Source organism: Mesorhizobium sp. BR-1-1-10, assembly GCF_020165595.1.
In the GTDB taxonomy this organism is placed as follows: Bacteria; Pseudomonadota; Alphaproteobacteria; order Rhizobiales; family Rhizobiaceae; genus Mesorhizobium; species Mesorhizobium australicum.
The window spans coordinates 237,100-249,135 of sequence record NZ_JAIUIL010000005.1; the positions used below are offsets into that span (position 1 = coordinate 237,100).

Genomic DNA, 12,036 nt, shown 5'->3' on the forward strand with positions numbered 1-12,036 from the left:
CCGCAAGGCTGGCCCCGCCCCTCATCCGCCTGCCGGCACCTTCTCCCCGTATAGTGACGGGGAGAAGGGAAGCGCTCCAGCGTTGGTACGCCCCTCTCCCCGTCTCTATACGGGGAGAGGGTGAGGGTGAGGGGGAGGGGCAGCGCTGACGTCACGATTTTTCTTCCGGCGGCAGAGCAAGCTGGCCTGCATCGATGGCCAGGTAATCGCACAGCGCATCGACCACCACGCCATGATCCTGGCGCTCAGGCAGGCCAGAGACCGCGATCACGCCGATGACACCGACGCCCTTGACCGCAACCGGAAAGCCGCCGCCGGCCAACACATAGTCAGCAATATCGAGCCCCTCGCCGATCTTGAAGGTGCGGTCGGGGCGCTGCTGCTCCAGCACCAGCCGGTAAGTGCTTCTGAGATAGCGCTTCACGACATTGATTTTGCGCCGCGCCCAGTCGGGATTGGAAGCGTTCGAGCCCGGCATCGCGGCATAGAACAGCGGCCGGTCGAAGGTCCTGATGTCGACGATGATGGGCAAGTCTTCCCGGAGCGCCCGGTCGCGGATGGCCGAACCGATCTCGAAGGCGACAGCCTCGTCGAAGGCCGTGAAGACAAGCGTCTCTTCCTGTCTCTTGATCAGAGCGATGTCGTCAGCAACGGCCATGTCGTTCCCCTGTCAACTTCGCCGCACGCTTTGACCGATGGCTGCCGCCGGGTCAAGCGGGGAACACGCCGCAGTGCTAAATTGCGATGTCGCTCTTGGCAGGCCGCCCCGCGACATAGACCTCGCGCACCGCGCGGTCGTCTCCCAGCGTCTGCAGCAGGAACAGTTCCTGCGCCAGCGTCTCGACCGTTTCCATCCTGAGCCGCATCGCCGGCGTCGCCCTGGCATCGAGCACGACGATATCGGCGTCGGTGCCATCCTCCAGCGTGCCGATCCTGTCCGCCACCGACAGCGCCTCGGCGTTGCCACGCGTGATCTGCCAGAATGACTGGAACGGGTTGAGCTTCTCACCATTGAGCGCGATTACCTTGTAGCCCTCTTCCATGGTACGCAGCATCGAATAGTTGGTGCCGCCGCCGACATCGGTGGCGGTCGCGATGCGCAATGGCTTGTCGCGGCAGCGAAAGCGCTGATAGTCGAACAGGCCGGAGCCGAGGAACAGGTTGGAGGTCGGGCAGAATACCGCCACCGAACCGCTGTCCGACAGCGCGTCCGCCTCACGCTCCGACAAATGAATGCAATGACCGAACAGGCTCTTTTTGCCAAGCAGCCCGTAATGTTCGTACACATCGGTGTAGTCGCGCGACCAGGGGTAGAGCTGTTGCGTGAAGGCGATCTCGGCGTGGTTTTCCGACAGATGCGTCTGCATGTGCAGGTCGGGATGTTCGCGGCACAGCGCGCCGGCCATCTCCATCTGCTCCGGTGAGGAGGTGATGGCGAAGCGTGGCGTGATGGCATAAAGCTGGCGGCCCTTGCCGTGCCACTCGGCGATCAGCGCCTTGGTGTCGTCATAGCCGGATTGCGGTGTGTCGAGCACGCCTTCGGGCGCGTTGCGGTCCATCATCACCTTGCCGGCGATGTTGAGCATGTCGCGCGCGTGCGACTCGGCGAAGAAGGCTTCCGCCGACGCCTTGTGCACCGAACAGTAAGCGGCGACCGTCGTCGTGCCATGGCGCACCGTCTCATCAAGGAACAGGCGCGCGATGCGGCGGCCATGCTGCGCGTTGGCGAATTTTGTTTCCTCTGGAAAGGTGTAGGTGTTCAGCCAGTCGAGCAGTTCGGCGCCATAGGAAGCGATGATCTGCATCTGCGGGAAATGCACATGGGCATCGATGAAGCCCGGCAGCAACAGATGCGGCCGGTGATCGATTTTTTTTGTCCCCTCGCCCGCCTGTTTCTCGACATCGGCGTAGGCGCCCGATGCAACGATCCTGCCGCCGCTTATCAGCAGGCCACCATCTTCCTCGTAGCGCCAGGCGGAGTGGTCGTCGATGGCTAGCGGCCAGCGCACGAAGGACAGCGTGCGGCCGCGCAGAAGTGTCGAGGTCATGCTTATTTCCCCGCGCCTTCGAACCAGGCGACCAGCAGCGCCCGCTCCTTGTCGGTGATCTCTGTGACATTGGCGGGCGGCATGGCGTGGCTGCGGCCTGCCTGCAGGTAAATCTCGCGGGCATGATCAGCAATGCCCGCGTCCGTATCCAGCATCACCCCCTTGGGCGCGTGGTAGATGCCCTCGTAGACCGGCTCCGCGGCATGGCACATCGAGCAGCGGCCAAGCACGGTGTCGCGCACCGCCGGGAAATGCGCCGAAGCGATATAGACTTGCGCCGAGGCGGAAACCTTGGGTTCACCGGTCAGCACCTTCGGCACGGTCGACAGCCAGATGATGATGAGGAACAGGACAAGGGCGCCCAGCCAGGTCCAGTGCGGGTTGCCGGCACGTTTGTGCACGCTGTTGAAATAGTGGCGGATCAAGACACCGATGATGAACACCAGCGAGGCGATGACCCAGTTGAACTGCGTCCCGAACGCCAGCGGATAGTGGTTCGACAGCATCAGGAACAGCACGGGGAGCGTCAGATAGTTGTTGTGGAGCGAACGCTGCTTGGCGATCTTGCCGTACTTCGGATCCGGCTTGCGTCCTGCGATGAGGTCGGCGACGACGATCTTCTGGTTCGGAATGATGACCATGAAGACATTGGCCGACATGATCGTCGCGGTGATGGCGCCAAGATGCAGGAAGGCGGCGCGGCCGGTGAACAGATGCGTCAGTCCCCAGGCGATGAACACCAGCACGCAATAGAGAACCAGCATCAGGCCGGTGTCGCTTTTGCCGAGCGGCGAGCGGCACAGGAGATCATAGACCACCCAGCCGACGCCGATCGTCGCCATCGACAGCAGGATGCCTATTGGCACCGACATCGGCAGCACATTGGGATCGATCAGGAACAGGTCCGCTCCGGCGTAATAAACCACGCACAGCATGGCGAAACCGGACAGCCAGGTGGCGTAGGATTCCCACTTGAACCAGGTCAGATGCTCGGGCATCTCGGCCGGCGCCACCCGATATTTCTGGATGTGGTAGAAGCCACCGCCATGCACCTGCCATTCCTCGCCGAAGGCGCCGACGGGCATGCCTGGTCGCTGGCGCAGGCCCAGATCGAGCGCGACGAAATAGAAGGACGAGCCGATCCAGGCGATGCCGGTGACGACGTGCAGCCAGCGCACGGCGAAGCTCAGCCAGTCCCAGAAAATCGCGAAATCCATCATTGAAGTCGTCCCTGCCGATGACGCGACTTTAAGGTGTGGCGCGTAAACGGAAAGAGGCGAGGTGTGCGATGACTTTCAAAAAAAATTGGAAAATACTAGGTTGATCCCTGCAAACCGGCGAAGGTGCTCCGCATGGCCTATCTCGACAACATCGCCGTCTTCGTCCGCGTCGTCGAGCTCGGCAATCTGTCGGCGGCCGGGCGCGACATGCGCATTTCGCCGGCGGTCGCCTCGAACCGTATCAAGGAACTGGAGAAGCATCTCGGCGTCCGGCTGTTCAACCGCACGACACGGCAGTTGATGCCGACCGAGCACGGCACCGTGTTCTACTCGGGCGCGAAGCAGGTTCTGGAGGCGATCACTGAAGCGGAGGCGGCCGTCTCGGCACTGTCCGGCCAGCCGCGCGGCACCATCAAGGTGACGGCGCCGCTTGGGCTCGGCCGGCGGCTGGTGGCCTCGGGCATTCCCGATTTTCACGACAAATACCCTGATATCGAGGTGCGGCTCAGGCTCTCGGACCACAATGTCGACATCATGAAAGAGGGCATCGATGTCGCCTTCCGGCTCGGCATCATCGAGGACTCCAGCCTTCGGATGCGCGGCATCATGGAATGCGAACGTGTGTTGGTCGCCGCACCCAAATATCTTGAGGCACGCGGCGAGCCCATGGATCCGCAGGAATTGATCGGCAGGAGACATGACTGCCTGATGCTGCGCTATTCCGGCGCACGCGAATATGTCTGGACCTTGCAAACGCCGGCCGGCCAGCAAAAATTCGAAGTGCACGGGCCCTACGACACCGATGACGGCGACGTGCTGACCGGTTGGGCTCTGTCGGGACGCGGTATCATCAACAAGCCGCGCTTCGAGGTCGAGCCGTTCATCCGCGACCGGCGGCTGAAGGTCATTCTCGCCAGCACCCCGCCTACGCCGGTGCAGTTCGCTGCCGTATATCCGCACAAGAAGCTGCAGGATCCCAAGGTGCGCCTGCTGCTCGACTTCATGGCGGAGCGCTGCCAGCGGCTGATCAAGGACATCCTGGCCGGCAAGTGACGGGCTCCTGGCCCATCGGATCCGGTTGCCTTGCCCGAAAGCCGGCCTAGGTTGGAGCCGGATGGCTGTGCGACGTCGCTGGCAGCCAGATGGGCCGCAAGATGCATCTCGCCGTTTCGCTCGACATTGCTTCTGCCACAGGGCAGGCCGGTCTGACATTCGGTGAGATCTCCGCCTTCGTGCGGAAGGCGGAGACGGCCGGTATCGAGATTGTCATGATCTCGGATTCCTTGCCGGACGGCGAGCGGTCGACCAGCCCGTTCGAAGCAACCACCCTCGTCGCCGCGCTGGCGACCGTGACCGAAAAGATCGGCCTTGTCGCCGCGGCCTCGACCGTTGCTCACCAGCCGTACAATCTGGCGCGCCGTTTTGCTTCGCTCGACATCATCAGCCATGGCCGCGCCGGCTGGAATGCGACCATGACGCAAGCGCCAGACGAAGCAGGCAATTTCAGCCGACCGGAAGAGTTCTCCGATGACGATTTTCGCCGCCGCGCCGAGGAATATATCGCCGTCGTCCAGCGCCTGTGGAACGGCTGGGATGCGGACGCGCTCCTGTTCGACAAGAGCGGCGGCCGCTTCCACGACCCCGAAAAGATGCACCTCCTCGACCACAAGGGCGAATTCTTCTCCGTGCGCGGCCCGCTGAACGTCGCACGCTCGCCGCAGGACACGCCGGTGCTGGTGCTGTCCGGTCTGTCGGAGGCCGACTTCGACATCGCCGCCCGCGCCGCGGACATCATCGTATGGGACGAATGGCCGGCGGTAGAGAGTAAGGCACGCTATGACGACTTCCGGCACCGCGTTTCCATGTGCGGGAGCGAACCGGATACCGTGAAGGTGCTGACCTGCATATCGCTTCCCAGCGAAGGCATCATCGGGCTGGCCGACAGGCTGGAGGAACAATTTCGGGCGAAAAGTTGCGATGGGTTTAACATCTTGATGTCACCGGAGCCTGCGGTGCTCGATGATTTCGTCCATCACGTTTTGCCCGAACTGCGGCGACGCGGCTTGTTTCGAGAGAACCACGTCGGAACAACCATGCGCGCGCATCTCGGCCTTGCCGGCGGAGGTGACCGATGAGCGCGCGCATGAAGCTCGGTGTCTTCCTGTGGGCGACGGGCCATCACATCGCCGCCTGGCGCCATCCCAAGACGCATGTGACCGCTGGCATCGACATCGATCACTACATCGCACTGGCGCGCACGGCGGAAGCCGCCAAGTTCGACATGATCTTCTGCGAGGACGCCGCCGGCCTGCGCGAGGCCAATGTCGGCATCGCCAGCCAGACGTCGCGCTCGATCGGCTTCGAGCCGATCAGCCTGCTTTCGGCGCTGGCCGTCCAGACCAGCCGCATCGGCCTCGTGTCCACGGCATCGACCAGCTACAACGAGCCTTACGGCCTGGCGCGGACCTTCCTGTCCCTCGACCATCTGAGCGGCGGCCGGGCCGGCTGGAATCTGGTCACGTCGGCCAGCCCGATCGAAGCCGCCAATTTCGGTGCGACGGGCCTCAAGCCTCACGCCGACCGCTATGAGCGGGCGCGTGAGTTCGCCGAGGTTGTCACCGGGCTGTGGCACGGCAAAGCATCAGGCCATGTCGGCCAGAGTTTTTCGGTGCGCGACCCGCTCGATCTGCCGTCTTCGCCACAGGGCGCGCCTGTCATGGTCCAGGCCGGCGCCTCGGATGTCGGCCGTGACCTCGCCGCCCGCACCGCCGACGTGGTGTTCACGGCCGCACAGACCTTCGAGGAGGCGAAGGCCTTCTACGACGACCTCAAGGGGCGCATGGCGGCCCATGGGCGCGAGCCCGACGACATCAAAATCATGCCCGGCGTCGCGCCCGTGGTGGCGGAAACCGAGGCCGAAGCGCGCGAGAAATTCGAGGAACTGCAGGAACTTATCCCGGACGATGTCGGCGTAACGCTGCTGTCCAGCTATCTCAGCATCTCCGACCTCTGGCGCTATCCGATCGACGGACCGCTGCCCGAACTGCCCGAGAGCGAGGGCATGAAAAGCCGCCAGGCCCTGGTCGTCGAGCAATCGCGCCGCGACGGTCTTTCCATTCGCCAGCTAGCGCGGCATTTCGCCGGGGCGCGCGGGCATTGGCGCATCGTCGGGACAGCGGCCCAAGTCGCGGACGAGTTGCAGGCGCGGTTCGAAGGCGGTGCCGCCGACGGCTTCAACGTCATGCCCGCTTATTTCCCTGGCGAGCTCGATGCCTTTGCCGCGCTGGTGGTGCCGGAACTGCAGCGGCGTGGCCTATTCCGCATGGAGTATGAAGGCACCACGCTGCGTGCGCATCTGGGCTTGAAGCGACCGAGCTAGCCGGCCATCGCCTTGCCATGCGGAGCGTGATGCCCTGGGTTCGAGGCCGCCCCGTGCACGACTAGAGCCGTCATGATCTCGGCGGCCGCCAGTGCGGCGATCACCTGCGGGCGCTTGTCCTTGACGGCGTCGCCACCGATCGGCGAGACGAGCCCGCCAAATTCAGCCTCCGTGCCGTCCGCCGATTTCAGGAACCAGTTTCTGAATGTCGCCTTCTTGGTCTTCGAACCGATCATGCCGACATAGGCAGCGTCGCCGCGTCTCAGCGCCTCTGCGACGATCAGGAAATCGAGCGCGTGGTCATGGGTGAGGATGGCGAAGGCGGTGCCGGCCGGGGCGGCGCGAACCTCGGCTTCCGGCATCGGCGTCAGCCGCGTCTCGACGGTTTCCGGCATGCCTTCCAGCGCCTCGGCCCGCGTCTCGATGACGACACCGTGCACGGGAAGAAGCGCTACCGTAGACGCGAGCGCCTGGCCGACATGGCCGCCGCCGAAGATGTAGACGTGCGGCAGATGGGCTTCCTCGGCTTCCGCCGCCGCAACCAGTTCGGCGGCCAGCGCTGCATCGACCAGCCGGATCAGCACCTCGACGCGCCCGCCACAGCACTGGCCGATCTCCGGCCCAAGCGGCACATCGAGCGTGGCGCAGATTTCGTCGACTTCGATGCGGGTTCCCCTCCCCCTCGAGGGGAGGGTGGCGGCGAAGCCGCCGGGTGGGGTCGTTGCGGCAGTGCTCGACCCCCTTGCGGTGCCTCCTGCGAGGACCCCCTCTGGCCGCTTCGCGGCCATCTCCCCCTCGAGGGGGGAGATGAGCATCTGCCTGGCTCTGTCGATGGCCATGTATTCGAGCTGACCACCGCCGATCGTGCCAAAGATCGCCGCCGGCGAGACAAGCATGAAGGCGCCCTTCTCGCGCGGCGTCGAGCCCTTGGTACCGGCCACTTCGACCAGGGCAAGTCGCGCGGCGCTGCCGAGAAAGGTTTTCAGGCTTTGCACGTTCGAGTTCATGGTTCACGGTTCCCGAATGAAAAATATAGGCTTTTTCGGTTGGGATTGCACGTTTGCCGGCCTTCAGGCGCCCGCCTTGACCTCTTTCTTCAACCGTTCGATCGCCATCAGCACGCGTTCGGGGGTCGCCGGCGCGTCGAGGCGCGGGCAGATCTTGTGGTCGGCGACGCTGGCCACGGCATCCGACAGCGCATGCAGCACTGCCATGCCATGCGGCAGCGGTGGCTCGCCGACCGCCTTGGAGCGATGGATGGTCGGCTCATAGGCCTGCGACCAGTCGGTCAGCGCGACGTTGAAGATCTTCGGCCGGTCCGAGGCCAGCGGGATCTTGTAAGTCGAGGGCGCATGGGTGCGCAGCCGGCCCTTGTCGTCCCACCACAGTTCCTCGGTGGTCAGCCAGCCCATGCCCTGGATGAAGCCGCCCTCGACCTGGCCGAGGTCGATGGCCCGGTTCAGCGAACGGCCGCAGTCGTGCAGGATATCGGCGCGCTCGACGACATACTCGCCGGTCAGCGTGTCGACCGACACTTCGGCACAGGCCGCGCCATAGGCGTAGTAGTAGAAGGCGTGGCCCTGGCCCTTGCCGCGGTCCCAGTGAATCTTCGGCGTCTTGTAGAAGCCGGCGGCCGAGAGCTGCACACGCGCGATGTAGGCCTGCTTGACCAAATCGTTGAAGCTGACTTCCTGGTTGCCGACGCGCACCCGGTTGGGCAGGAACACCACCTGGTCGAGAGGAATCTGATATCTCTCGGCAGCGAAGTCGGTCAGCCGCTGGCGGATCTGGCGCGCCGCGTTCTGCGCCGCCATGCCGTTGAGGTCGGCGCCCGAGGACGCCGCCGTCGGCGCGGTGTTGGGCACCTTGGCGGTGGTGGTGGCAGTGATCTTCACGCGGTCGAGGTCGATCTGGAACTCCTCGGCCACGACCTGCGCGACCTTGAGGTGCAGGCCCTGCCCCATTTCGGTGCCGCCGTGGTTCATGTGCACCGAACCATCGGCATAGACATGGACCAGCGCCCCCGCCTGGTTGGACTCGGTCTTGGTGAAGGAGATGCCAAACTTGACCGGCGTCAGCGCCAGGCCGCGCTTGACGAAGCGGCTGTTGGCGTTGAACGCGGAAATCTCGCGGCGGCGGCGCGCATAGCTGGCGCTCTCTTCCAGTTCCGCCACGATGCGCTGAATGATGCAGTCCTCGACCTTCTGGTGATAGGGCGTGACGCAGCGCGCGCCGATCGCCTCCATCGGGTCATAGAAATTCAGCTTGCGGATTTCGAGCGAATCCTTGCCGACGGCGAAGGCGACCTCGTCGATGACCCGCTCGGCGCCGATCATGCCTTGCGGACCGCCGAAGCCGCGGAAGGCGGTGTTGGAGACGGTGTTGGTGTAGAGCGGCGCCGACTTGGCCAACACCGCGGGATAGAAATACGCGTTGTCGCAGTGGAACAGCGCGCGGTCGCCGACCGGGCCGGACAGGTCGGCGGAAAAGCCGCAGCGCAAGGCATAGGTGAAGTCGACGCCGAGGATGTTGCCCTCGTCGTCGAAGCCGACTTCATAGTCGATGGCGAAATCGTGCCGCTTGCCGGTGGCGGTCATGTCCTCGTCGCGGTCGAGCCGGACCTTGACCGCCCGCTTCAGCTTCTTGGCGGCGATGGCGGCGATCGCGGCGCACTGGTTGGCCTGCGTTTCCTTGCCGCCGAAGCCGCCGCCCATGCGGCGCACCTCCACCGTCACCGCGTTGCTCGGCACGCCGAGCGTGTGGGCGACCAGATGCTGTGTCTCGCTCGGCCCTTGCGTCGAACAGTAGACCGTCACCTCGTCGTCCTCGCCGGGGATGGCGAGCGACACCTGGCCTTCGAGGTAGAAATGGTCCTGGCCGCCAAGCCACATGCGGTTCTTGATGCGGCGGGGGGCGGCCTCGATTGCGGCGGCCGCATCGCCACGCCTCAGGATCAGCGGCGTCGTGACCTGCTTGTCCTTGGTCGGATCGAGGTCCCATATGTCGATGACGGCGGGAAGCTCGTCATACTCGATCCCAGCCAGGCGCACGGCGCGACGCGCCGCCTCGCGGGTCTCGGCAATGACCGCGAAGATCGGCTGGCCGAAGAACTGCACCTTGCCTTCCGCCAGCACCGGATCGTCATGCATGTTGCTGGGCGAGACATCGTTCTCGCCCGGCACGTCGGCATAGGTCAGCACGTCGACGACGCCAGGGGCCGCGCGCACCGCCGAGAGATCGACGCTCTTCAGGACGCCATGCGCCACCTTGGACAGGCCAAGACCGACATGCAGCGTGCCGGCCGGCTCCGGCATGTCGTCGATATAGACCGCGCCGCCGCTGACATGCTTGTGTGCGGAATCGTGCCGCTGGTCGGTGGCGACGCCGCCGACTATCTTCTCGGCCTTGAGGTTTGATGGTGCGTGCTTGTTCATCAGGCCGCCTCGCTGCGTGATACCTGGAACGGCGCCTTGGTGCCGGTGGTTTCCACGTAAAAGCGCAACAGAAGGTTCTTCGCCGCCAAAGCTCGGTATTCGGCGGTTGCGCGCATATCGGTCAGCGGGGTGAAATCGCTGGCATAGCAGGCCATAGCCGCTTCCACCGTCACTTCGGTCCAGGCCTTGCCGAGCAGCGCCTTTTCGACGGAGGACGCCCGCTTCGGCGTTGCCGCCATGCCGCCATAGGCGATGCGGATATCGGCTACCGTGCCGTCCTTGGCCAAGGCCAGATAAAAGGCGCCAAGGGTCGCGGTGATGTCCTCGTCGCGGCGTTTGGTGACCTTGTAGACGGCGAACTTTGTCCCCTTTGCCGGCACCGGCACATGCACGGCCTCGACGAACTCGCCTGGCTGGCGGTCCTGCTTGCCATAGGCGATGAAGAAATCCTGCAATGGGATCGTGCGCCGTGTCTTGCCCCTGCGCAATGTCAGCCGTGCACCGAGCGCGATGAACGGTGGCGGCGTGTCGCCGATCGGCGAGCCGTTGGCGACGTTGCCGCCGATCGTGCCCATGTTGCGGACCTGTTCGCCGCCGATGCGGTCGAACAACGGCCCCAATGCCGGGATGCGTTTCGACAGCGTCGAAAAGGCTTCGGTGTAGGTGACGCCGGCGCCAATCGATATGACACCATTGTCTTCCGTGATGGTGCAAAGCCCCGGCAGATTGCCAATGAAGATCGCCGGCGAGATGTCGCGCATCTGCTTGGTCACCCACAGGCCAACGTCGGTCGAACCGGCGACGACGGTGGCGGTCGGTTCTTTTTCGAAGACAGCCGCGAAATCGTCGGCATCGGCCGGCACAACCAGCCGCGTCCCGCCGGCGCCGATCTCGACCCTGGCGCCATCGTGCAACGCCTGCAGCCGTGTGGTGATGTCCCGGCGCTCCGCCGCCAAGGGGTCCTTCGCCATCTTGCCGTAGCTCGATATGGCGTGCGCGGCGCGCATGATCGCCTCATAGCCGGTGCAGCGGCAGAGATTGCCTTGCAAGGCTTTTTCGATGGCCGCGCCCGAAGGGTCCGGTGACTTCATCCACAAGCCGTAGAGCGACATGACGAAACCCGGCGTGCAGAAGCCGCATTGCGAACCATGGAAATCGACCATAGCCTGCTGGACCGGATGCAACTGGCCAGCTTCGCCGCGCAGGTGCTCGACCGTCACGACATGGGTGCCGTCGAGCGAGCCCAGAAAGCGAATGCAGGCATTGACGCTTTCATAGACCAGTCCGGTGGCCGAAAGTCTGCCGATCAGCACCGTGCAGGCGCCGCAATCGCCCTCGGCGCAGCCTTCCTTGGTGCCGCGCAGCGAACGGTCGAGCCGCAGCCAGTCGAGCAGGGTCGCGTCAGGCGCCACGGATGACAGCGCGACATCCCTGCCATTCAGAATGAAGCGGATTTCGCTGCGGATATTGACCTTGGCCATGCCTCAGCTCCCCCTGTAGGTGGAATAGCCGTATGGCGAGATCAGCAATGGTACATGATAGTGCAGCGCCTGCGCCATGCCGAAGCGGATCGGCACACTGTCGAGGAAGGCCGGCTCGGGCAGCTTCGTTCCTTGGCCGCGCAGATAGTCGCCGGCCGCGAACACGAGTTCGTATTCGCCGGTGCGGAAGTCGGCACCGGCCAGCAGCGGCGCATCGCAGCGGCCATCGGCATTGGTGACGACCGTCTTCAGAAGCGTGCGGGCCAAACCCTCGATACGGTAGAGCGCGATGGACAATCCCGCCGCCGGGCTGCCGGTCGCGGTATCCAGGACATGGGTCGTCAGACGCCCGCCATCGGCTTTCGATGTCTCTGCCATTGGCCGCCTCCCATTTTCCAATACGAACAAATTGGCCGGTACAATCAAGCACTACTGATGAATTGTGCGCCAATTAAAGGCGATGCATAAGTCCCG

At 64.2% G+C, this 12,036-nt stretch carries 10 protein-coding genes; 3 read left to right on the top strand and 7 right to left on the bottom strand.

What is annotated here, in order from left to right:
- Positions 1-151 precede the first annotated feature (151 nt).
- The 3 genes from LB555_RS12615 to LB555_RS12625 form a co-directional block, all read right to left on the bottom strand.
- Complete coding sequence (locus LB555_RS12615) at positions 152-658, bottom strand: heme-degrading domain-containing protein (RefSeq protein WP_015314309.1); 507 nt, start codon at positions 656-658, stop codon at positions 152-154.
- 76 nt (positions 659-734) lie between these two features.
- Entirely contained in the window at positions 735-2,048 is a 1,314-nt protein-coding gene (gene guaD / locus LB555_RS12620; RefSeq protein ID WP_015314310.1) for a guanine deaminase, read from the bottom strand.
- A 2-nt stretch (positions 2,049-2,050) separates the two neighbouring features.
- The gene (locus LB555_RS12625; protein WP_224682989.1) at positions 2,051-3,268 is read right to left on the bottom strand and encodes a urate hydroxylase PuuD; all 1,218 of its coding nucleotides are present in this window, start codon (positions 3,266-3,268) and stop codon (positions 2,051-2,053) included.
- Between the two features lie 132 nt (positions 3,269-3,400).
- Here LB555_RS12625 and LB555_RS12630 point away from each other — a divergent pair, with 132 nt between their 5' ends.
- The 3 genes from LB555_RS12630 (at position 3,401) to LB555_RS12640 (ending at position 6,647) form a co-directional block, all read left to right on the top strand.
- Positions 3,401-4,321 (top strand): LysR family transcriptional regulator, encoded by a 921-nt coding sequence (locus LB555_RS12630; protein ID WP_015314312.1) that lies wholly within the window; start codon positions 3,401-3,403, stop codon positions 4,319-4,321.
- Between the two features lie 89 nt (positions 4,322-4,410).
- Positions 4,411-5,403 carry an LLM class flavin-dependent oxidoreductase gene (locus LB555_RS12635; RefSeq protein ID WP_015314313.1) on the top strand — a complete coding sequence of 331 codons (993 nt, stop codon included), beginning with the start codon at positions 4,411-4,413 and terminating at the stop codon, positions 5,401-5,403.
- Positions 5,400-6,647 carry an LLM class flavin-dependent oxidoreductase gene (locus LB555_RS12640; RefSeq protein WP_224643413.1) on the top strand — a complete coding sequence of 416 codons (1,248 nt, stop codon included), beginning with the start codon at positions 5,400-5,402 and terminating at the stop codon, positions 6,645-6,647. The genes LB555_RS12635 and LB555_RS12640 overlap by 4 nt, the downstream gene beginning before the upstream one ends.
- Here the strand turns inward: LB555_RS12640 and xdhC are convergent.
- The 4 genes from xdhC to uraH all read right to left on the bottom strand — a co-directional run bounded on the left by xdhC (position 6,644) and on the right by uraH (position 11,940).
- Positions 6,644-7,654: a xanthine dehydrogenase accessory protein XdhC gene (gene xdhC, locus LB555_RS12645; protein WP_224682990.1), complete on the bottom strand. Its 1,011-nt coding sequence runs from the start codon at positions 7,652-7,654 to the stop codon at positions 6,644-6,646. The two genes, LB555_RS12640 and xdhC, sit on opposite strands and share 4 nt — an antisense overlap.
- A gap of 63 nt (positions 7,655-7,717) precedes the next feature.
- On the bottom strand, positions 7,718-10,081 hold the full coding sequence (gene xdhB / locus LB555_RS12650) for a xanthine dehydrogenase molybdopterin binding subunit (protein ID WP_224682991.1): 2,364 nt from the start codon (positions 10,079-10,081) through the stop codon (positions 7,718-7,720).
- Positions 10,081-11,562, bottom strand: coding sequence for a xanthine dehydrogenase small subunit (xdhA, locus tag LB555_RS12655; RefSeq protein WP_224682992.1), 1,482 nt, complete (start codon positions 11,560-11,562; stop codon positions 10,081-10,083). Before xdhA ends, xdhB begins: the two co-directional genes overlap by 1 nt.
- Before the next feature lie 3 nt (positions 11,563-11,565).
- Complete coding sequence (gene uraH / locus LB555_RS12660; RefSeq protein ID WP_140821682.1) at positions 11,566-11,940, bottom strand: hydroxyisourate hydrolase; 375 nt, start codon at positions 11,938-11,940, stop codon at positions 11,566-11,568.
- Between the last annotated feature and the right edge of the window lie 96 nt (positions 11,941-12,036).

What these genes read in the sequence shown, in the direction of transcription:
- LB555_RS12635 (WP_015314313.1), top strand. Translation starts at nt 4,411, where the DNA reads ATGGGCCGCAAGATGCATCTCGCCGTTTCGCTCGACATTGCTTCTGCC.
- uraH (WP_140821682.1), bottom strand. Translation starts at nt 11,940, where the DNA reads ATGGCAGAGACATCGAAAGCCGATGGCGGGCGTCTGACGACCCATGTC.
- guaD (WP_015314310.1), bottom strand. Translation starts at nt 2,048, where the DNA reads ATGACCTCGACACTTCTGCGCGGCCGCACGCTGTCCTTCGTGCGCTGG.
- LB555_RS12615 (WP_015314309.1), bottom strand. Translation starts at nt 658, where the DNA reads ATGGCCGTTGCTGACGACATCGCTCTGATCAAGAGACAGGAAGAGACG.
- xdhB (WP_224682991.1), bottom strand. Translation starts at nt 10,081, where the DNA reads ATGAACAAGCACGCACCATCAAACCTCAAGGCCGAGAAGATAGTCGGC.
- LB555_RS12640 (WP_224643413.1), top strand. Translation starts at nt 5,400, where the DNA reads ATGAGCGCGCGCATGAAGCTCGGTGTCTTCCTGTGGGCGACGGGCCAT.
- LB555_RS12625 (WP_224682989.1), bottom strand. Translation starts at nt 3,268, where the DNA reads ATGATGGATTTCGCGATTTTCTGGGACTGGCTGAGCTTCGCCGTGCGC.
- xdhC (WP_224682990.1), bottom strand. Translation starts at nt 7,654, where the DNA reads ATGAACTCGAACGTGCAAAGCCTGAAAACCTTTCTCGGCAGCGCCGCG.
- LB555_RS12630 (WP_015314312.1), top strand. Translation starts at nt 3,401, where the DNA reads ATGGCCTATCTCGACAACATCGCCGTCTTCGTCCGCGTCGTCGAGCTC.
- xdhA (WP_224682992.1), bottom strand. Translation starts at nt 11,562, where the DNA reads ATGGCCAAGGTCAATATCCGCAGCGAAATCCGCTTCATTCTGAATGGC.